Source organism: Sphingobacterium sp. ML3W, from assembly GCF_000747525.1.
In the GTDB taxonomy this organism is placed as follows: Bacteria; Bacteroidota; Bacteroidia; order Sphingobacteriales; family Sphingobacteriaceae; genus Sphingobacterium.
Window position 1 is genome coordinate 2,297,205 of record NZ_CP009278.1, and the last position, 20,597, is coordinate 2,317,801.

Genomic DNA, 20,597 nt, shown 5'->3' on the forward strand with positions numbered 1-20,597 from the left:
TTAGAATTGAGAAGTCATAATGGACCAGTCTGGATGTTTATCCAACCGTTGTTCCATTGACCGAAAAGTTTTCAATGATCGTTGTAGGTTACCATAAACGTCGCCGCTCATGCTTTCCCAGCCTAGAAATCCATACCCTCCCTGATAGCCTTTCCTTTCAAGTGCACCTAGCAGCACAAAATTGTCCATTTCGCCTTCGTCAAGGGTTTCAATCGTGGCAACATTCCCCCAACCTAATGGTGATAATCGGGTTCCGGCTATATTTACCTGCTTTAAAAAGGGCAAAACAGCATCCAGTCTTTCTTCAAGGGCTTTTTCCTGAGTGGCGTACCAATGATATCCATTAAAAACGATGCCCAACTGTGGATGGTTGAACTCTTCACACAGAGCAACGGCTTCAGAAGTAGTCTGCATTCCATAGTGAAGATGAGGATATAACGCGATCTCAATCCCTCTTCGTTCACAAATCGGGAGAAGCTTTGTTAACATTTTCCGGTCCGCGTCAGTCACTTCTTTTCCGGAATGCAACGCCAGTTCGATTCGACTGCATCCTTCAACTGTTTCAAAAATATTGGTAACGAATTGTTCAAGCCCTAGCCGGTAGATTAGATAAATGGAAGCAACATCCAATCCCCATTCCGGTTTCACTTTCGGCAATTTGTCCAGCTCTTTACTCCAAGCTGAAACTGTAATCCCCTGATATCCGACTTCGGAAAGCATCTGACACTGCGTGGATAAGGGATACGTACCTAAGCTATTTTGAAAAATAAAGTCCATATGATGTATGGGACGTATTTTTGCATTGTTCATATTACATTGATTTAATTAACAATGCAAAGTTACAAGGGCTTAAGGTGCCATCCAATGAACTAGATCAAGGGAAAGGCTTAAACTAGATCAAGATTTATTCTGAATTTTTATTTTTCAAGCGACTTAAGAACTCAGGAGAGATTCCTAAAAATGAGGCGATTTGGGTTTGTGGTAACCGATCAGCTATATGGGAATAAGCTTGTAAAAAAGAAAGATAATTTTGTTCAGCATTGCTGCTCATATTTTGTACCAATCTCTTTTGAAGAGAAACATAACAGCTCTCTATCAGAGACATAAATATTTGTTTGAACTTGGGATGTCTTTTGTACAGTAATTGTAAATTATCGTTAGTGATTTGCAATACGATGGTATCTTCCAGTGCGTCAATATTGAATTCCGAAGGCTTTTTGCCGTGATAACTTTCAAAGTCGGTAAGCCATCGGTTTTCTGCTATAAACTGGGTAATGTGAATATTTCCTTTCTCATCCAGTTTATACATACGAAGGCAGCCGCTTACCACAAAATTAAATTGTATACAAATCGCACCTTCTTGTAAAACATACTGCTTCTTTTTGTATAGGCGTGGGTTAAACAGTTCGGCAGCAGATTGTTTTTCCTCATCTGTAAGAGCCAACACGCTCTCGAAGTACGGATATAAAGACTCCGTATAAAGTTGATTGGTATCTGTTTTCATTAAAAAAATATAAGCTTTGCTACTATTACAAATCTACGAAAAAAATAAAGAGGTCTTGTCTATATGTTATCATATTAGTCATTCTGACAGGGCAAAAGAAATGTTGCTTTTTTGGCAAAGCAAGTTACCTTGCCTATCGATGGATTACGGAAAATCCATTTGTCTTTACTTTTGCCATAATGGTGACTGGAATTGCTATATTTAACCGAAGACTTTTTTAGGATATATATTTAGAAATAAAGGATTCAATAATTAAATTTAGAGAATGAGTAAGCGATATTACTTACCTGAGAACTGAAAAACTTCTTCTATAGCTCGCCCGCTGCTTTATCTAAGTTGTACGTATAGGGGCTTTGATTGACACGTTTTGGCAAATGTTATCAGATGTTTTTCAAGATTGTCAGTACCCCGATAACGTTGTTATACGAACTGATAATGGCAGTCAGTTTATAGCACATAGCGTGCGAGAATATTTAACCATGGTAGGTGTTTTACATGAGTTTACCCATGTGGCAACTGCAGAAGAGAATGCGTATATAGAAGCATATCATGGTACGTTAAAACATGATGTTTTTACTAAATATGAATATCATACTTTTGGTCAAATAGAGCAAATTTTAAAGAAATATGTCGTCTTTTATAATGAAAGAAGAATACATGGTCTACTGGGTAGAATAACTCCGATACAAAAATGGAATCAGGATAAACACCTCGTATTAAACAAAAAAAAGGCCGCTTAAAAAGATTACAAAAAAATACTCTAGGATAACAGGGGCCAAGACATGAAGTACTAAAATTTGTTCTACCTTATTTTCCCTGTTATTGAATATTTATTTTACTTATTTAAAGAGAAGAAAAATTTTGAAAAACTTAAATTTCACCCATAAGAAAAGTCTAAGAAATGAAGTTTTTTATGGGTGAAAGTAGTGAAAATTATTATGCTCCAATAATCTAAAAATGATACCTATTATAATACTATTTCAATCCCTCTAAAATTATTTCTGCCTTTCCTTCGTAAGGAGGTTTGAAAAATTCATCATTCGGAACTTCAGGTGATTGATAGACTATTGCACGGGCATTTGTCAATTCCAAAAATCCATATTTGCCATATCCTTTACCAATACCACTATTGTTGACACCACCCATTGGTATTGCAGGGTCGAAAGCATGAAGCATTACGTCGTTAACCGTAGTGCCTCCGGAAGTCGTATGACGGATGATATAATCGGTAAATTCACTGTCGTTGCTGAATACATATAGGCCAAGCGGTTTGTCTATCTGACGGATAATTTTTATCGCTTCTTCTTTTGTAGAATAGGTAAGAATAGGCAACAACGGTCCGAAAATTTCTTCTTTCATAATGGCTGCATTAGTAGAGACATTGGTCAGTACCGTTGGTTGTATCTTGCGCAGTTTTTCTTCAAAAACACCACCAACTTCCACATTTGCACCAGTTGCCACAGCATCGTCAAACAATCGTTTTAACCTGTTATAATTAGCTTCATTAATGATTTGATCATAGTCTTCATAGTTGAAATCGCCTTTAGCATAATATGCATTTTTAAGATAAACATCGGCTTTTTGAATGAACTCAGCTTTAAGGCTTTCAGGAATCAATACATAATCGACATCCATACAAATCTGACCTGCATTAAGTGCTTTTCCCTTAATAATACGGAAAACAGTTTTATCCAAATCAGCAGATTCGTGGATAATGGCTGGTGCTTTTCCTCCCAATTCAAGCGTTACGGAAGCAAGATTTTCTGCTGCAGCTCTCATGACCACTTTGGCAACCTTTGGACTTCCTGTAAAGTAAATATGATTAAAAGGTAGTTTCAGTAATTCTGTAGTTTCCGTAACACCTCCTTCTATAACTGTTACTTCTTGTTCATCAAAACATTCAGCAATCATTTTTTTTAGCAGTGCACTGTGATGAGGTGTTAGTTCAGAAGGTTTGATTATAGAAGTATTTCCTGCTGCAATTGATGAAATCAAAGGATAAAGTGTGAGGAAAAATGGTACATTCCAAGGTCCAACTATAAATACTACACCTTTCGGCTCATGAATGATTTCCGCAGTGAAAGGTATCACAGCCGGATAAGCTGGCTCTACCGGTTCTTTTTTTAGCCAATCTGCCAAATTGTTAACAGTATAATCAATGTGGTTTAAAAGTGTGCTTACTTCCAATGCATACGTTTCTGCATAAGGTCTTTGAAAATCGGCATAAAGTGCTTTAGCAGCCTCTACTTTATATTTTAAAACAACTTCTCTGAATTTTTTAAGTTTTGCAACTCTATCTTCGACCGAAGTTTGTTTTATAATATGCTGATATTGTTTTTGTGCATCGAAAACTGTTTGAATTTTTTTAACAAACGAAATGTCCTGTGTTGTTGTTTCCATAGTTTTTATTTTTATATTTTTTAACCTTAAACCTTAAACAATTATCCTGTTAGCTTTAAGTAAGCTGTACAAGATGTTGTTGAGATTTATTTTTCAACAACAGAAATTACTTTCTATTGACCTATCAAAATTAGCTAAGATACAATGCCCCTACAATATGCAAAAGGAAGTAATCAATGTCTAAAAGGAAGTTGACCTCCTCCCTAAAAACTGGACATTTTAAAAGTATATAGATAACCAACCTGGTTTTATTTTTTCAGTTATTGCAAATAAGTAGCATTAACACACAAAAACACCTAGTGCTAGCGATTTTATGGTAATTGAAAATTCATTTAGTTTGTATAACATATTTTAATTCAAAAATTATGAAAACAATTACAAGAATCTTAATGGGTATTTTCGGGATGATATGTTTGCTGTTTTCTCAACAGGCACAAAGCCAAGTTTATCTAAACGGCCCGTTGTCTGTCAGAGTGGATATGCAATCAATTGCTGGTGAAGGTGGAGGAAGTAATGGTAGTTTTTTTGTGCCTCTTTCGCCGGCACAGGCTTGTCACTCATGCCGTGACGGGCAATTACTTTTTTTCGTTAATGATTTGACTTAATTAGTACTCAAGAGTCTCTTCGAGGTTTTACTTGATAAAAAAAGTAGTCAAAAGCCGACCGAAGGGAGACCATGGATGCCGAAAAAGCAAACACGAATCCATAAATCAAGGCTGCATTCCTTGATGCTATTACACCTCAAAGTGGCTAAATGAATTTAAACTCGTTTCACTCAGACAGAAATTCATTTTATACGCCTCTTAGTCGGTTCAATAACGCAGTCGGAATGCTAGGCCTTTTGGATTAGATAGTAACTTATTTGTTAATAACGTAGATGAAGTTGTTTTGTTAAAGTAAAGGTTTACTTTAGTGAAGGAGTGACTAGCCTGCTGTTGGGCAGTGCAGGAATCTTGTTAAACTAGTTTAAGATTATTTCTTAAACTAGTTTATAGGTGCAGTGTCTTTTTTGTTCTCAATTTTGTGCAAGAATATAAGTATGTCATGCGGTTTTGAAAATTGATGATGAATGCTTGTAAAGACTTAAAAAAGAAAATATATGCCACACGTAGCTATTAAAATGTATCCCGCTGATTCGGAAGAACAAAAGGTAAAACTTGCTGAAGAGATAACAAAAGTAATCATGAGTATTACAGGAAAACCTGAGGCTGCTGTATCGATAAAAATTGATGAAGTATCTGAGGATAAATGGATGGATGACGTGTACAACAAAGAGATCCTTCCGAATATAGATGATCTTTATAAGAAACCTGGATATTAATAATATCCGGAATATAAATGATTGAAATATGAATATATATCAAATCCCGAAGAAAAACAATTCGTAGAAGTATGTAAGGGATATTCTCTTGCAATTAAGGCTGTATTATTGATCGGAGATTATAATCAGTTAACAGATACTTCAAAAAGCGCTATATCAGTTTTTTACAGGATGTAGCGCTTTTGATTTTACCCTAGTTATATTGCGGTATTACAAATATCTATTTCGTTTTTTGACTCTTGCGATACGCTTGCGGTGGTATTCCAACATACTGCTTGAAGAAACGGCTAAAATGAAACGGATTTTCAAAATTCATCATTTCGGAGATTTGTTTTATAGAAAGAGATCGCTCATCGAGTAAGACTTTTGATTCTAAAACAACCATCTCGATAATGAACTGCCGTGCTGTTTTTCCTGTTTTTTTCTTGAGTAATTGCGATAGATATTTTTCGTGGATATGAAGCTCTGAGGAGTAGAAAGTGACTTCCCTATGCGCAACATAATGTTCGGCTAACAGTTTTAAAAACCGATAGATGATCGTTGAAGAAATATCCTTGTCGATTTCCATATCATCAAAATACTGCTGTACTTTAAGTAAAATAGTCTTACATAAATTTCTGATAATCTCCAGATCACTATTATAAAGTGCTTTTCTTTCCAATAGTCGATTGATGATGCCCATAACTTCGACTAGCATGACATGATCTAGGGGTTCTATTTTGCGGTACGGTACCAAACCTTCCTTTACAAAGTTTGCGATATCAAAATATTTACCAAGAATGCCGGACTCTCGTAGAAATACTGGTGTAAAGATCAGTGATACAATATGCAAATTTTTATTTTCCCAATCCATTTCCCGTATAGCACCCGGAGGAATAATGATTACATTGCCACTTGTGAGATGATACGACACTAAGTTGACCTTTAAGTCAAGCTCGCCATCAACGATAAAGATCAATGAAAAATGCGTCGAACGAAAAGCCCTTTTCCGAATAAATTCTGATGCATATTTGACGGAATCATAGACCACTAGATCGGGTAGCTGCTGCTCCACTCCAATACTTTGAAGGATGGCAGGAATCTCCATATTCAGCAGTGGTGCCTCTATTTTGTTTTTCATAAAAAAAATTAATAACTTTTATATATGATTGTTGGGATGTGTGCTACTGTATTTTTATAGATATTTTAGTGATATCAACTTTTAATCCCTTTAAAAGTCTCTAATCGTGAAATTTATCTTTACCTATCAAAGGTACTGACTTTATGTAATATTACTTATAGATATGTTTAGGTTTCTTTCTTCTATGGTTATTGAGGTCTGTAATGTCGAATTTTGCTTACTTATTCGATATAAGAATGAACACATGGTTTAACCTTAAGAAAATAGTTTTATGCACCTGTCTTTTATGTCAGGGTAGCATTCTTTGTGCACAGCAAGATTCCCTTAAATTGTCAATGTCCAATTTGTTTGAATTGGCTATGGAGAGGAACAGGGATATAAAATTGAGTACGGCATACCTTTCTCGAGCAACGTCAGTTGTGCAGGATAAAAAAAATAACAGACTCCCTGTTGTTGGTTTATCCGCTTCAGCGGGCTATCTCACCGATGTCGGTGTATTGGGATTGGGTACTATGCCTACAGGATATTATGACATGCCCCACTTTTCCAATTCGTTTTCATTACAGGCAAGTCTACTGTTATATTCAGGAGGACGGTTAAGTACAGACATTGATATAGCCCAGTTGGAACGCAATATGGCTACACTCCAGATCGAGAAAAATAAACAATCTGTAAAACTGATCCTTGCAGGTTATTACCTCGATTTGTACCAACTGTACCAGCAGAAAAAGGTGTATGAAAACAATATAGCAATAAGCAAAGAATTATTAGAAAAGATAGATACCCGCTACCAGAGTGGAGTTGCTTTGAAAAGTGATAAAATAAGAAATGAATTGCTGGTGTCAACTTTTGAATTGGCACTATCCAGGTTATGGGAACGTATACAGATTGTTAATAATAATATGCTCGCAACATTATCGCTGCCGGATAATACGGTTATCGTTCCAGACACCGATATTGAAATCCCAGACAAGATCGTGCAGCTGTTATCATCGTCGAAGTTAGAACATCTGCAGGGCAATAGCCTTAAAAATAATATAGAGGCCAGAGAATCAGAAATAAAGAATGTTATTGCAGATGAGAAGTTAAAGTTAGCACGCTCATCCAATCGTCCCGAAGTATCATTATTCCTTTCGGGTGCAGTCACCAGACCCTATACTTTTGATATTCCGGCAAAGGATATATATGCCAATACAAATGCCATTGGTGTGAAGGTGAATATTCCTATTTCTAATCTATATCTGTCAAAAAAGAAAATAGAGATCGCTACCACGGACATTGAAATTAGTCATATATCAAAGAAACAGACAGAAGAGACCGTCAGAAGAGACTTAAAGAATAATTATATCAAATGCAGGGAAGCTTATAGGCAGTTGAGTACGCTGTATAAACAGCAAGAACTAGCCGATGAGAATTACAGGAGAATCACGGACAATTACATGGAACAGCTAGCACTAAATACAGAGGTTATGGATGCCAGTAATCAAAAACTGGACGCTAGTCTACGTGTGACTCAGGCAAAAGTGGAGATTATATTCAGTTATTATAAATTGTTAAAAACACTCGGAGAACTTTAAAAATGAACGGAGCAAATCAACATACCCTTAATAAAAAGAGGACATTAAAAATCATGGCAAATATATTCATCAGTATTGCTGCTGTGTTGACAATCTTATTTATTGGTTACTACTTTATACGTTTTGATAAAAATCGGCACACCGATGACGCACAGGTGCAACAACTTCTGACCCCTGTCAATGCAAGGGTAAGCGGGTATATCAAAAGTGTGCATTTTAAAGATTTCGACTGGGTGAATAAGGGAGATACGCTTGTCATTATAGATAATACGGACTACCTGGTACAAAAAGAGCTAGCTGAGGCTGCGCTGATGGATGCACGAGCTGGAAAAAAAATAACAGTATCAAACATCAGTACAGTGGAAAATGGTATTAATATTTCAGAAGCTCGTGTATACGAAGTGAAAGCTAAACTATGGAATGCCCAGAAAAATTATCAACGCTATAAAAGCTTACTAAAGAAAGAATCCGTTACCCAGCAGCAGTTTGATCAGGTGAAGAGTGATTATGAGGTATTGGAAGCACAGCTAGAAACGCTGGAAAGAAGTACGACCGGAAACCATCTTAATGCTCAGGAAGCATCTAGCAAGATTGATGTCAACTTAGCCGCTATAAAAAGGGCAGAGGTTCAGTTTAAGATGGCTGAGCTAAATTTAAATTATACAATCATTACCGCGCCATGTAATGGGTATGTTGGAAGAAAAACCATTACTGCTGGGCAACTTGTGCAAGCAGGACAGCAATTGTCCAATGTAATTGACAATGACAATAAATGGATTACGGCCAACTTTAAAGAAAAACAATTAGCTACTATTAAGATTGGAGATCTTGTGAACATCAAAATAGATGGTCTTCCGGATGTCATTTTGTTGGGGCATGTGCAGGCATTTGCTTCAGCAACTGGGTCGGTATATTCCATGGTTCCTGTAGATAATGCTACTGGTAATTTTGTTAAGATCCAACAACGGATCCCCACTCGGATAGAGTTTGATAAAAGCACTGATCCGGCTATTCTAGCTCAGCTCAAAGCAGGTATGAATGTCGTTGTAGAAATACAGAAAGGAGATCGGTAATGCGCACCGTTCCGCCCATTCATACCATTATTGCTTTTAAAAGTTTTGTGCCTCGGACCGTTCGGATTTTGCTGTTTTTGGTTTTTGCATTCATCTTTCAATTTTCAAATACTGCTTATCTTACCCTGACGGGGACATTTACTGGAGTAAACCAGCTGCTAAAGGAAGATCTGAATTTTCTTTATCAGATGACGATGGTGGGTGTCTGTTTTATATATCCACTGTTATTTCGGTTTAAATTAAGATTTACATCTCAGCAGTTAATTATTGGCTGTTCGATCGTCGTCATCATCATGATGTATACGATGACGGTGACAGACGCTATCCCGATATTGGCACTGGCTTCCTTTTTTATCGGGGCGGCCAAAATGCTCGGAACTTTTGAAACATTGGTTTCGATACAGCTCATCATCACACCCAATAAAGATTATGGGGTTTTCTTTAGTGTGGCGCTTGGTATCGTATTATTAAGTGGGCAAATTTCTGGTATTACCGCCATTGGGTTCAATTATGGTTACGATTGGAAGGCTATCTATTATATCATGATTGCGTTAAATGCGCTTATGATCCTGCTCGTACTACTGTTATTACGGCATACCAGATTGGTTAAAAAATTTCCCTTATATGGCATCGACTGGTGGGGGTATTTTTTATGGAGCAGCTTATTTACAGCTGTTACTTACCTCTTTACCTATGGGCAGGTGTTGGATTGGTTTCATTCTGAAAAGATAAGAAGTGCGACCTGGCTATCGCTGGTATTTGCCATTTTAGTCATCATAAGAATGTTTACGGCTCGTCGTCCTTATATCAAAGCAAGGGTATTTGCCATTAAATCAGTCCATATTGGTATTCTCATGATTTTACTCCTGCAGCCTTTCCTTAGTGCTAGTGGCACTGTACTCGGATCATTTACGACACGTGTATTGCAAATGGATGACATCAATACAGGGCTACTGAACTGGTGGATTGCGCTTGGCATTCTGATAGGGGCAATCTTCAGCTATTACTGGTTCTTGAAAATAAATGGTCCATTTAAAGTATTCTTTATTATTGCTTTTTCATCCTTGACCTGCTCTTATATGATCCTTTATTTTGTATTGGGTAGTTATGGAGATATGCAATTTTTGATCATTCCATATCTTTTGAGAGGATTTGGCAATATGCTCTTGTTTGCCGGAGTTGGTAAATATGTAACGCGAGATGTAGGACTTGATATTTTTACTCAGGTGCTCTGTTACTTGGCCATGGCCAGAAATGCATTGGGAAGTTTGATTCCGAGTTCGCTTATTGCATATGCCGAATATTGGAGAACACGGGACTATCACTATAAAATAAGTTCAAAAATAGATAACTTTAATCAAATTGCTTTGGACTTATATCAAGGTATGCACAATAAGTCCATATCTGGAGGTAGCAGTACCGCTGAAGCTTCGATTGCAGCAAGCAAAGCGCTATTCTCAAAGATAAATCAGCAAGCTGTGCTGCTAGCAGGTCGTGAGATTTTTGGCCTTTTGACCTGTTGGGGTATCGCAGTAATTCTGTTGCTGTTAAGTATACATTTCGGTAAACCATTTATCCGTCAAATTCCTACTTGGAAAAGACTTCGAATAGTATTGTCGAAAATGTACAGCAAATAGACGATTGTAAGTACAGCATGTGATAGGCTGTGCTTGATTTTAAATATTTACTGGTATGCTGCATAATTATTGTGACCAATAGAGCTGTAAAACAAAAAATGATATATTTACTTATTCTAAATGCAATTTAATTGGAACAACCAACATATAAAGAACAGACATTTGACATACTGATTGATTATTTCAAGCAATTTTTTCAACTTGACACCGCAGAGCAAGCTGAAATTAAAAGACTTTTTACTTCAAGAGTAATCAAGCGTAAGGGGTATTTACTTCAAGAAGGGGAGGTCTGTCAATATTATTATTTCGTTGTGTCTGGGTGTTTCAAGATGTTTGCCATTGACTCCAATTTTCGGGAACATAATCTCCAGTTTGGGGCTGAGGGTGATTGGGTCGCTGATTTTCAGAGTTTCTACGACCAGTCTCCCAGTAAATTATATATTGAAGCGACTGAGCCTTCGGTTGTCCTCCAGATAAAGCACGACGACCTGCTTTATTTATACATTAATTATCACAAATTCGACCGTAATTTTAGAATCATTACTGAGCGAAAATTAATAGAGTACCAGAATCGTATATTACAAAATATAAGCTCCACAGCTGATGATCGCTATGACGCTTTCCTAAAGAAATACCCACACTTGATCAATCGTTTGCCCAATACTCAGATTGCTTCTTATTTGGGCATCACTTCCGAATTTTTAAGTAAGATCCGCAAAAAAAGAGCAAATAGGTAATAGTCGATTTTATTTTAAATCTTAAACTATATTAAGAGTATTTCTTAAGCTAGTTTATTGGTATTATCCGTGAGCGCTTTTTAATTTTATATTTTTTAATTTATAACAATAAGAATAGAGCATGGATTGCAGTTGCTACTGTGCGAAATGGTGTTGGTAAGAGCATCAAAAATGGAAAGATATAAAACGGTTTTAATATGATGAAAAATAGAACAAAGCAGTTTCTCGGTACTATTACTGGGCGTACGGTATTTTTACTTACTTTAGTTTTTACAGTATTGTTGACTAATCAAGTCTTTGGCCAAAAGATTAAGTTAGAAGAAGATCGTCTAACTGCTGTACAGACTTCTATGTCGATCGTACATGTAAAAGGTAAAAAAGCAGTGCGGGTAGTCAAATCTGCGGCAGTTAAAGAAGATGATGAAGCAACTTATGTCAAGATCAATGATTTAAACTTTAAAGACGGGATGATAGAGGTAGAGGTTTTATCGCGTTTACTGCCAGATGCACCGTCACATGCCAGAGGATTCATAGGTCTTGCTTTTCGTATTAATGAGGATAACTCAAAATTTGAAAGCATTTATGTGCGACCTACAAATAGTACGGCAAACGACCAGCTTAGAAGGAATCGTTCGATTCAGTATTTTTCTTATCCTAATTTTAAGTTTACACATGCTAGAGCAACCGCACCTGGGCAATATGAGTCTTATGCACCGATAGCGCTTGATGAATGGATAAAACTAAAGATTGAGGTAAAAGGCGATAAAGCCAAATTATTTATCAACGGTGCAAAGCATCCTTATTTGATTGTTAATGATCTTAAAATGGGTTCCGACCAGTCTGGGTCTCTAGGTCTGTTTGTCGATATTGGCACAGAAGGATTTTTTAGGGATCTTAAGGTTTCTTTTTGGTAAACCGATATCACATATAATGAAGGTAGTGTGTTTGTGTGCCTCTTTCGCCGGCACAGGGCGAATTACTTTTTTCGTCAATGATTTGATTTAATTGGCACTCAAGAATCTCTTCGAGAATTTTCTTAACAAAAAGTAATCAAACGCCGACCGAAGGGAGACCATGGATGCCGAAAAAGCAAACACGAATCCATAACTCAAGGCTGCATTCCTTGATGCTATTTCACCTCAAATTGGCTAAATGAATTTAAACTCGTTTCACTCGAGCAGAAATTCATTTTATACGCCTCTTTGTCGGTTCAATAACGCAATCGGAATGCTAGGCCTTTTGGATAAGCCTTCGGCTGTAGTGTAGTGACGAAGTGACCAGCTTGTTGTTGGGGAGAGTGAGATGTAAATAGTTAAAAAGAATAGGCTTATCTGCGATTGGATAAGCCTATTTGTTTTCAAAGTATTGGATATTATGTTGTAAGTTATATTTTTTAGAATAAGTATTTGTTAAGAAGTGACGGAGTGAAGTGGTTAGTGATGAAATGCTAAATTAATTAGAATAAAAAGCTATTATATTTAGTATAATTAATAATTTATCATTATATTAGCTATTGTTAATCAGTTGACTATGTGTTATGGTAAAGTACAAATTAAGACGTGTTGATGATCCCTTGTGGAAATCGATACTGGAACAGACTTTTGCAGATTTCCTGCGATTTATGTTCCCCGAAGCTGAATCGTTATTTGACTTGAATAAACCTTTTGAATATCTCGACAAAGAATTTGAGACTTTATTTCCACCAGAAAAGAGTAATAAAGGTAAAAGATTTGTCGATAAGTTAGTAAAAGTCTATATGAAAGGTGGAGGTGAACAATTTATCTTCTGTCATATCGAGGTTCAGTCCAATAAGGGTAATAATGATTTGGAAAAACGGATGTTTGAATATTATTATAAAATCACAGATCGCTATCAGGTGCCAGTTTGTGCCATAGCGATATTGACGGATGAGAATAAACATTATAAACCAAAGTTGTATGAACAAAGCTTTTTAGGAACTAGCTTAAAATATGAGTTCAATTACTATAAGATTCTAAGTCAAAATGAGGAAGATTTACGGTCTAATCCGAATCCATTTGCTGTTGTGGTATTAACGGCGTATTTGGCTATTGTTTATAACCATGTGACTGACCAAGAGCTTAAGGATATCAAACATGATCTTTATGAACAGATGATGAAAAGAGACATGGAAAAGACTACACGTCAAGGTATTTATGATTTTCTGGCATATTATGTAAGCTTTGAAGATCAAGAAATTTTTATTAAATTTGAACAAGAAATCGATACAAAATTAGGAAGGAGCACAACAATGGGTACACGTGAATATTTATTGGATAAGGCTAAGCGAGAGGGACAGGAGCAAGAACGTGGATTAGCGGCAGTACGCATCAAGAAATTGGAAGCTCTTGCTGAGGCTGAAAGGGAGAAAGCTGAAGTAGAAAAAGCGAAAGCTGAGGTTGAAAGGGAGAAAGCTGAAATGGAAAAGTTCGAATCAGCTACTAAAATGTTGAATAGTGGTTTTGATGTAGCGATGATTTGTGATATTTTATCTCTGACACCGGAGCAAGTCGAAAAATTGAAATAAAGTTTTACAGAGTTAATATTAAAAAAAGGTGCCTTTGGTCACCTTTTTTTGTTGATATCAATTCTTTTTTAGAATAAGTATTTGCGCAGGGATGGTTGTGTACCATAGTAGTATGCCTTCGGCTGTAATGTAGTAATGGTAGTTTTTTTGTGCCTCTTTCGCCGGCACAGGGCGACAAACGTTTGTCTTGACACAAAGTTTGACAAAAGTCAAGGCTGCATTCCTTTATGCTATTTCACCTCAAAGAGGCTAAATGAATTTAAACTCGTTTCACTCAGACAGAAATTCATTTTATACGCCTCTTAGTCGGTTCAATAACGCAGTCGGAATGTTAGGCCTTTTGGATAAGCCTGCTGTTGGGGAGGGTGAGATGTAAGTAAATGAAAAGTATAGGCTTATCTGTTATCGGATAAGCCTATATATTTTCAAAGTATTGGATATAATGTTATAAGTTATATTTTTTAGAATAAGTATTTGCGCATAGCTGGACTCTTATTTCTACGCGAAAATTTGTGCGTTTAATGAAGTGAAATAGTATGTGTGTGTTTAGAAAATTTACTTATTTTTAAAGGAATTTAGTCAATACCTTTATGAGTTGGAAACCCATTATCTTCAGTATTTTAGCCTTTTTATATTCGATAGCCTTATTTGGGCAGTCGACATTATTCAACAGTCAACGTCAATCTTCGGATTTTTATATCTATAAATTAAACCCCGAGGTCTTAAAAAAGATCCATAACGGAAAGGTAAAATTTAACGAGGATATGCTGACCGATTTTGTTCAAAAAGGGAAGTCTCGTGCGCAAAAATCCAGTTTACCACGTGGCAATTATGTTGAGGTCCGTGCTGATGAAAATAACTTGGTATATGATGAATTCATCGTTGATGATCTGTACGCTAAGGTCATTCCGACCGAAGCATTTGCGGTTTGCCTGTACGATTCATTGGGTAATATGATAACCGATGCCCAAGTGACCATGGGCAAGCATCAGGTATCTTACGATGGGGAGTTGGGCTATTATAAAGCTAAAAATGCTAAAACAGGTGATGTTGTCAGCATCTTACATAAAGGGGTATATCATTATCTGCGCGTAGAAAAGAACTGGCCTTATGAAGAGAAGGTGTCCTTTTGGCAAAGTCTGAAAACAACGTGGCAGCGGACAAAGTATAATTTTAAAAGTCTTTTTCGTAAGAAAAAACATATTGATGTACAAAGCTTTATGGTCTTCAATAAACCAATGTATAAACCCAATGATCAGGTCAAATTTAAGGCTTATCTCGAAGATGGTAAATGGAAACCCAATCTAGATTCGGTGGATGTACATGTAGTGGGCTATGCGAAAGATACGGTCATAGCAAAACTTGCTCCATATCGTCCTGGAATGTATACCTATTCTTTTGACTTAAATGTGGGACTGGATCTTACCCTGGATAAGCATTACCGTGTTGTACTGAAGTCGAGCAAATCCAAGCAAGCTTTGCTTGAAGAGTCATTTCGACATGAAGACTATGAATTGAAAAGTCTCACTTTTAGCATGAAATCTGATAAGACGGATTTTGCAAAAGGGGATAGTATACGCTTGAAGTTAAAGGTTGTCAATGAGAATGATATGCCAATTTATGATGGTCGAGTTGAATTGAAAGTTGTACCAAACATCTACCGTACAGGAAAGATGAAGGCCAATCAGGTAAATTTTGTTCCGGACACGTTATGGCAGACAACGGTATCTCTTACTGAGGTGGTCGAAAAGGAAATCGTCTTACCAGATTCGATTTTTCCGTCAGGTATTGGGCTTCCTTTTCAAGTTCTAGCTACCTACCTCAGTTCTGATAATGAGCGACATGAACAAAGACTGCAACTCAATTTGCTCGATACGGAGAGAGAAATTCGTATCGCCGTTAAAGATGGGCAGGCGGAGATTAAATATTTTGAGAAAGGTATAGAAAAATCAAGCGATGCTAAGATCGAACTGTTGGGTGAAAACGATGAAATGTTGCGCATAGAACAAGTCCGTCTACCGCATATTATGCCGCTCGCATGGCAGGCAACGGAAATAGGAGTCGAGGCGAATGGAATTTCCGAAATCTTGGATTTGGCTCGGGAACAAACGGCACAGCTCACTTATCGGTTTTATCGTACGACCGATTCGGTGTTATTGACGGTGAATAATCCGGCTGCTATTCCTTTTTGGTACCAGGTGAGGAAGGCTAATAAGATGATTGCGTCAGGTTATGGTACGCAATTAAACCGAGCATTTTTAGAACGAGGAAAAGATGGGTATAGCATGCAGATTACCTATCTTTTTGCAGGTCGTGCCAAAGTTATGAAGGAAGATCTTCCTTTTATGCAGAAAAATCTGAATCTAGAGGTCAATACAGCGACGACGGTGTATCCTGGTCAAAAGGCTGCAGTGCAGTTGTCCGTAACCGATAAGTTGGGTAAACCTGTGCCGGATGTCGATATTACGGCGTATGGATTTACATCAAAATTTAAATATGCAAGTGTTCCAAATGTCAAGATTGGAGGGCTGATGCGGACTGCTCAACCGTTCCAGAATTTTAATTTTGATCTGGATGAAGACCAGTTGAGACATCAGGAGGCATTAAAGGACTGGGCGAGATGGTCTAAAGAAATGCAGCTTGATACGATTGCTTTTTACCAATTTTTATTTCCTAAAGTTTATTATCAGGCATCGCAACCGATAGCAGAAGTCAAAAGCCAAATTTCGCCATATCTGATGGTAAACGGTTTGGTGCAAGGGGTTCATATGATGTGGATAGATGGTGTTTTGACTTATGCGAAACAGAGTCAGCACCACGATGATTATATTTTTGAGATCTATCCGGGGCAGCATGAATTTAAATTCAGAACAAACGATAAAGAGGTTGTGGTGAAAGGATTCCGCGTTGAAAAAGGTAGCAGAACGATTGTATCCTTTAATATATCGCAGGATACAATTGGATTCACCTATCCGGATGAAAAGTTGGGAAAAGGACAGATCTTGGTCAAAGTGCTGCCTAAGGACGATGTTGGAAAACTGAAAGATGCAGAAGTAACGGAACTCAAAAAACAGTTGATCTCGGTAACCAATAATTTTGGCGTTTGGCAATTGCCAAACCTAAATGTGCCTATCGAAATGCCAGCTTATATCCAGACTTCAGGTGATCTTTTTTATCTGAATCCTATTCTGAACAGGGCCTATAATAGCAGGCTTCGGACCCAAGTGCCACTACCTGTTTTGGTAGGTCCGTTTCCGCGTACAGAAATGTATAATGGAGTGCCCAAAATAGCAACATTGATTGTGGATACGACATCAATTGGTCGTTTTGAAATAGAGGGTGGCTATCAATATACGCTTTATGAGCAGTACCAAAAATTGAAAAGCTTCGATGCGGACTATATTCGGAAAGATGCACCTTATTATAAACCGCAAATGGATTTTAAGAGGAAGTTATGGACACGTAGTGATATTTATGAAAATGTGGCAAGCAAATTTAAGGAGATCATGCAAAATAGCAGTGGAATCGCACAATCTGTATTGGCCAAAAAAGACCCCAAAGAACCAACCTTTAGCCTCAATTTAAGCTATGGTTTGGATGCTGAACAAAAGCTTATCAAGCCTGCTTTGATCTTCATAGAGCCTGCAAAAGCGGAAGACCGTAGGTATTATAGATTGTATTATGGGGCTGAAAATAGTTTGCGTAATTTACCTGTTGGTGATATCATCTTGCATGTGGTAAAAGACGATTCGACAGCATATAGTTTGGCCGTATCGCTAAAGTCGAATGGGCTAAATTATCTGAAACTAGACGGTATACAGTGGCAACCGCGATCAACTCATGCTGCGGTGGCTTATAAAATGGTCCGTGATGAAACTGTTGCGCACAAGGTATTGCATCCGCTTCGTGATTCTATTCAATATGAACAACGGGGTAATGGTCAAGATCTAAAAATAAACAAGGCTGAATTCACTGCAAAGCGTAATAACAGTTCGTCTGTTAGAATTTTGGTTTATGATGGTGATGCACCAGTGATCGGGGCTACGGTTAAAAATATCCTTACGAAACAGCAGTATTTTTCCAATTTTGATGGTAGTATCGAATTGAAGCTTTCGGATGAAAAAGCAGTACAGTTACAGATTATTGCGATAGGCTATACTCCTGCGGATATTAAGGTGTCTATGGGTAAGGATTATTTTGTTGAACTTAAGGCGGAGGACAATCAATTGGATGAGGTGGTTGTATTGGGGATGGTTGCCCAAAAGAGGGTAAGTATGACCGGGTCAGTTACAAGTTTCACGACCAATAATACGGCAAATTTACTAGAAGGGAAGGTGAGCGGTGTCTTGATTCGAGGTAATAGCAGTACGGATGCTGGTGCAAAACCGCTGATATTGGTGAATGGAGTGGTATTCGAAGGTGATTTTGCTACTTTAGATCCGGCTACAATCGCTTCAGTGAATACGGTAAAGGATCAGTCCATGGTTGCATTATATGGCGCAAAGGCTGCCAATGGGGTCATTATGATACAAACAAAAACTGGAACTGCCCCCGCAACACAAACTAATGCTGCTATGCCTTACCTGGAATCGGGTAATACGATGCGGGTCAATTTTCATGATGATGCTTTCTGGCAACCGAAGCTAATCACAGATGCAGCGGGAAAAGCAAGTTTTGAGACCACTTATCCAGATGATATTACCAATTGGAGAACAATCTTTATTGCCAAGGGCGTGAAAGATTTTGCAGATATCCAAGAGTTGAACATTAAAGCTTTCAAAGCTGTTTCTGCACATCTGGGTACTCCTAGATTTGCTATTCGTGGCGATCAGTTTAACGCAATGGGTAGAATAGTGAATTATCTTGGCGATAGTTTGGATGTGTTACGGACAATCCATAATGGGATGGATTCGATAAAAACGAATTTGAAAATAGCGAAGTCATACCGCGATCCGATTGCTGTTCGGGCGGAGAGGGGCGATAGCTTGCAGCTTTCGTATGCGATTGGTCTTTCCAATGGCTACTTTGATGGCGAGAAACGAAGCATTCCGATTTTTGAAAAAGGACTGGAGCAGCATCAGGGTGATTTTAAGGTGTTGAATGGAACAGAAGAATATCAGTTAAAAACATCATCTGAGCTGGGAGAAATCACCGTGCATGCCGAGGCAAATTCATGGGAATTCATCCAGCGCGAAATCGCACATATAGATGCTTATAAGTTTTTGTGCAACGAACAGCTGGCATCAAAATTAAGTGCGCTACTTTCTAAGAAAGAACTAACAAAACTCTTGGCGAAACCGTTTGAAGAAGAGAAAAAAATCCTTAACCTTTTGAAAGAATTGCAGAAAAACAAGAATGCAGTTGGGGGTTGGGGCTGGTGGAATAAAGGTGAAACGGTAACATGGATCAGTAATTATGTCGTTTCTGTACTATTGGATGCCGAGGATGCAGGATATCGTACAGATTTGACAAGAAAGCTGTATATCGAACGGGAAGAGGAGAGCTTGAAAAGAAGTCTGGCTTCTTTGGACGTTCTTTGGAATAAAGATAAACTCAATATGGCCAAGGAAGGGCTGTTTAACTCATTGGTGTTTTTAAACCGACTGGATCCTAATACGGATTATAAAAACTATTTCCTTGCTATTGATGGAAAGTTGAAGAGTAAGTCAACGAAGGATATGTTGCTGAAATATCTGTTGATGGCTAAATTGGGGGTCACGGATGCTCATGCCGCGGATACTGTGCTCAAATATGCTTCAAAAACAATTTTGGGCGGTATGTATTGGACTGCGAGAAAGGCTTCTGATAAGAATGAAAGGGTATTTCTCAATCCGACCGAGACGCATACTGAAAATACGTTATTGGCGTATGAGGTATTGAAAACAATCGGCGGGCATGAACCAGATCTGGAGCTTATTCGAAATTATTTCTTTGCACAGAAGCAACAGGGTAACTGGAACAATATATATGAGTCTTCACGGATCATTCGAAGTATTCTTCCAGATTTATTGAAAGAGGGTGAAACCTTTGAGGCACCTGTGGCGATTGTCAACGCAAAGCGTATTACCGAATTCCCTTATACGCAGAAATTTGCGCCGAATGAACAGATTCGTGTCCGGAAAGAAGGGACAGGACCGTTGTTTCTGACTGCATATCAAAACTTTTGGAATGCCAATCCTGCTCTTGAAAAAGATAAGGGTTTGACTGTTTCTACTCGATTTAAAGATGGAAATGGGACAGTAACTACGTTAAAAGAAGGTCAACCGATCAAAGTTGAAGTTACTGTATCGTTGACGGGAGAGGCTGAATACATCCAGCTTGAAGTTCCGATTCCTGCGGGATGTACTTATGAAAGTAAATCGCCCGGATATTACCGTAATGAAGCGCATCGCGAACATTTTAAGGATAGGGTAGTTATCTTTTGCCCCAAATTGAGTAAAGGGACGCATACTTTTGAAGTCGAGTTATTACCACGTTATACGGGGGTGTATACGGTAAATCCGGCAAAGGCCGAGTTGATGTATTTTCCGGTTTTTTATGGTAATGAAAAGATGAATGAAATCGTGGTGGAGTAGCAGAGTTAAGAAGTAACGAAGTGAAGGAGTGACTGAGTTAAGAAGTGAAGGAGTTAAGAAGTAACTTAGTGAAGGAGTAATTTAGTGACGAAGTAAAGGAGTGTTGAT

At 37.8% G+C, this 20,597-nt stretch carries 14 protein-coding genes; 10 read left to right on the forward strand and 4 right to left on the reverse strand.

What is annotated here, in order from left to right; all coding sequences use genetic code 11:
* Positions 1 to 810 (reverse strand): sugar phosphate isomerase/epimerase family protein, encoded by an 810-nt coding sequence (locus KO02_RS09820; RefSeq protein WP_038697929.1) that lies wholly within the window; start codon positions 808 to 810, stop codon positions 1 to 3.
* A 94-nt stretch (positions 811 to 904) separates the two neighbouring features.
* Positions 905 to 1,504, reverse strand: coding sequence for a Crp/Fnr family transcriptional regulator (locus KO02_RS09825; RefSeq protein ID WP_038697931.1), 600 nt, complete (start codon positions 1,502 to 1,504; stop codon positions 905 to 907).
* A gap of 461 nt (positions 1,505 to 1,965) precedes the next feature.
* On the opposite strand from KO02_RS09825, the gene KO02_RS09830 reads away from it, so the two are divergent.
* On the forward strand, positions 1,966 to 2,244 hold the full coding sequence (locus KO02_RS09830; protein ID WP_200878627.1) for an integrase core domain-containing protein: 279 nt from the start codon (positions 1,966 to 1,968) through the stop codon (positions 2,242 to 2,244).
* Positions 2,245 to 2,479: 235 nt separating this feature from the next.
* Here KO02_RS09830 and KO02_RS09835 read toward each other — a convergent pair whose 3' ends face one another.
* Positions 2,480 to 3,904, reverse strand: coding sequence for an aldehyde dehydrogenase family protein (locus KO02_RS09835; RefSeq protein ID WP_051959848.1), 1,425 nt, complete (start codon positions 3,902 to 3,904; stop codon positions 2,480 to 2,482).
* A 365-nt stretch (positions 3,905 to 4,269) separates the two neighbouring features.
* On the opposite strand from KO02_RS09835, the gene KO02_RS09840 reads away from it, so the two are divergent.
* Positions 4,270 to 4,509, forward strand: coding sequence for a hypothetical protein (locus KO02_RS09840; RefSeq protein WP_038697933.1), 240 nt, complete (start codon positions 4,270 to 4,272; stop codon positions 4,507 to 4,509).
* A gap of 494 nt (positions 4,510 to 5,003) precedes the next feature.
* Entirely contained in the window at positions 5,004 to 5,225 is a 222-nt protein-coding gene (locus tag KO02_RS09845) for a tautomerase family protein (RefSeq protein WP_038697934.1), read from the forward strand.
* A 220-nt stretch (positions 5,226 to 5,445) separates the two neighbouring features.
* On the opposite strand, the gene KO02_RS22740 is transcribed toward KO02_RS09845, so the two are convergent.
* On the reverse strand, positions 5,446 to 6,345 hold the full coding sequence (locus tag KO02_RS22740) for a helix-turn-helix domain-containing protein (protein WP_051959849.1): 900 nt from the start codon (positions 6,343 to 6,345) through the stop codon (positions 5,446 to 5,448).
* 335 nt (positions 6,346 to 6,680) lie between these two features.
* Here KO02_RS22740 and KO02_RS09855 point away from each other — a divergent pair, with 335 nt between their 5' ends.
* The 7 genes from KO02_RS09855 to KO02_RS09885 all read left to right on the forward strand — a co-directional run bounded on the left by KO02_RS09855 (position 6,681) and on the right by KO02_RS09885 (position 20,489).
* Positions 6,681 to 7,922, forward strand: coding sequence for a TolC family protein (locus tag KO02_RS09855; protein WP_038697936.1), 1,242 nt, complete (start codon positions 6,681 to 6,683; stop codon positions 7,920 to 7,922).
* A gap of 53 nt (positions 7,923 to 7,975) precedes the next feature.
* The gene (locus tag KO02_RS09860) at positions 7,976 to 8,995 is read left to right on the forward strand and encodes an HlyD family secretion protein (protein WP_158500281.1); all 1,020 of its coding nucleotides are present in this window, start codon (positions 7,976 to 7,978) and stop codon (positions 8,993 to 8,995) included.
* Complete coding sequence (locus KO02_RS09865) at positions 8,995 to 10,632, forward strand: hypothetical protein (RefSeq protein WP_038697940.1); 1,638 nt, start codon at positions 8,995 to 8,997, stop codon at positions 10,630 to 10,632. Before KO02_RS09860 ends, KO02_RS09865 begins: the two co-directional genes overlap by 1 nt.
* 131 nt (positions 10,633 to 10,763) lie before the next feature.
* Complete coding sequence (locus KO02_RS09870) at positions 10,764 to 11,369, forward strand: Crp/Fnr family transcriptional regulator (protein ID WP_235212382.1); 606 nt, start codon at positions 10,764 to 10,766, stop codon at positions 11,367 to 11,369.
* Positions 11,370 to 11,566: 197 nt separating this feature from the next.
* Positions 11,567 to 12,283 carry a hypothetical protein gene (locus KO02_RS09875; protein ID WP_144243298.1) on the forward strand — a complete coding sequence of 239 codons (717 nt, stop codon included), beginning with the start codon at positions 11,567 to 11,569 and terminating at the stop codon, positions 12,281 to 12,283.
* Positions 12,284 to 12,906: 623 nt separating this feature from the next.
* The gene (locus KO02_RS09880; RefSeq protein WP_051959850.1) at positions 12,907 to 13,914 is read left to right on the forward strand and encodes a cell envelope integrity protein TolA; all 1,008 of its coding nucleotides are present in this window, start codon (positions 12,907 to 12,909) and stop codon (positions 13,912 to 13,914) included.
* Positions 13,915 to 14,504: 590 nt separating this feature from the next.
* Positions 14,505 to 20,489, forward strand: a complete 5,985-nt coding sequence (locus KO02_RS09885) for an alpha-2-macroglobulin family protein (RefSeq protein ID WP_038697942.1) — start codon at positions 14,505 to 14,507, stop codon at positions 20,487 to 20,489.
* Positions 20,490 to 20,597 lie beyond the last annotated feature (108 nt).

What these genes read in the sequence shown, in the direction of transcription:
- KO02_RS09820 (WP_038697929.1), bottom strand. Translation starts at nt 810, where the DNA reads ATGAACAATGCAAAAATACGTCCCATACATCATATGGACTTTATTTTT.
- KO02_RS09825 (WP_038697931.1), bottom strand. Translation starts at nt 1,504, where the DNA reads ATGAAAACAGATACCAATCAACTTTATACGGAGTCTTTATATCCGTAC.
- KO02_RS09835 (WP_051959848.1), bottom strand. Translation starts at nt 3,904, where the DNA reads ATGGAAACAACAACACAGGACATTTCGTTTGTTAAAAAAATTCAAACA.
- KO02_RS09840 (WP_038697933.1), top strand. Translation starts at nt 4,270, where the DNA reads ATGAAAACAATTACAAGAATCTTAATGGGTATTTTCGGGATGATATGT.
- KO02_RS09845 (WP_038697934.1), top strand. Translation starts at nt 5,004, where the DNA reads ATGCCACACGTAGCTATTAAAATGTATCCCGCTGATTCGGAAGAACAA.
- KO02_RS22740 (WP_051959849.1), bottom strand. Translation starts at nt 6,345, where the DNA reads ATGAAAAACAAAATAGAGGCACCACTGCTGAATATGGAGATTCCTGCC.
- KO02_RS09855 (WP_038697936.1), top strand. Translation starts at nt 6,681, where the DNA reads ATGTCCAATTTGTTTGAATTGGCTATGGAGAGGAACAGGGATATAAAA.
- KO02_RS09860 (WP_158500281.1), top strand. Translation starts at nt 7,976, where the DNA reads ATGGCAAATATATTCATCAGTATTGCTGCTGTGTTGACAATCTTATTT.
- KO02_RS09865 (WP_038697940.1), top strand. Translation starts at nt 8,995, where the DNA reads ATGCGCACCGTTCCGCCCATTCATACCATTATTGCTTTTAAAAGTTTT.
- KO02_RS09875 (WP_144243298.1), top strand. Translation starts at nt 11,567, where the DNA reads ATGATGAAAAATAGAACAAAGCAGTTTCTCGGTACTATTACTGGGCGT.
- KO02_RS09880 (WP_051959850.1), top strand. Translation starts at nt 12,907, where the DNA reads ATGGTAAAGTACAAATTAAGACGTGTTGATGATCCCTTGTGGAAATCG.
- KO02_RS09885 (WP_038697942.1), top strand. Translation starts at nt 14,505, where the DNA reads ATGAGTTGGAAACCCATTATCTTCAGTATTTTAGCCTTTTTATATTCG.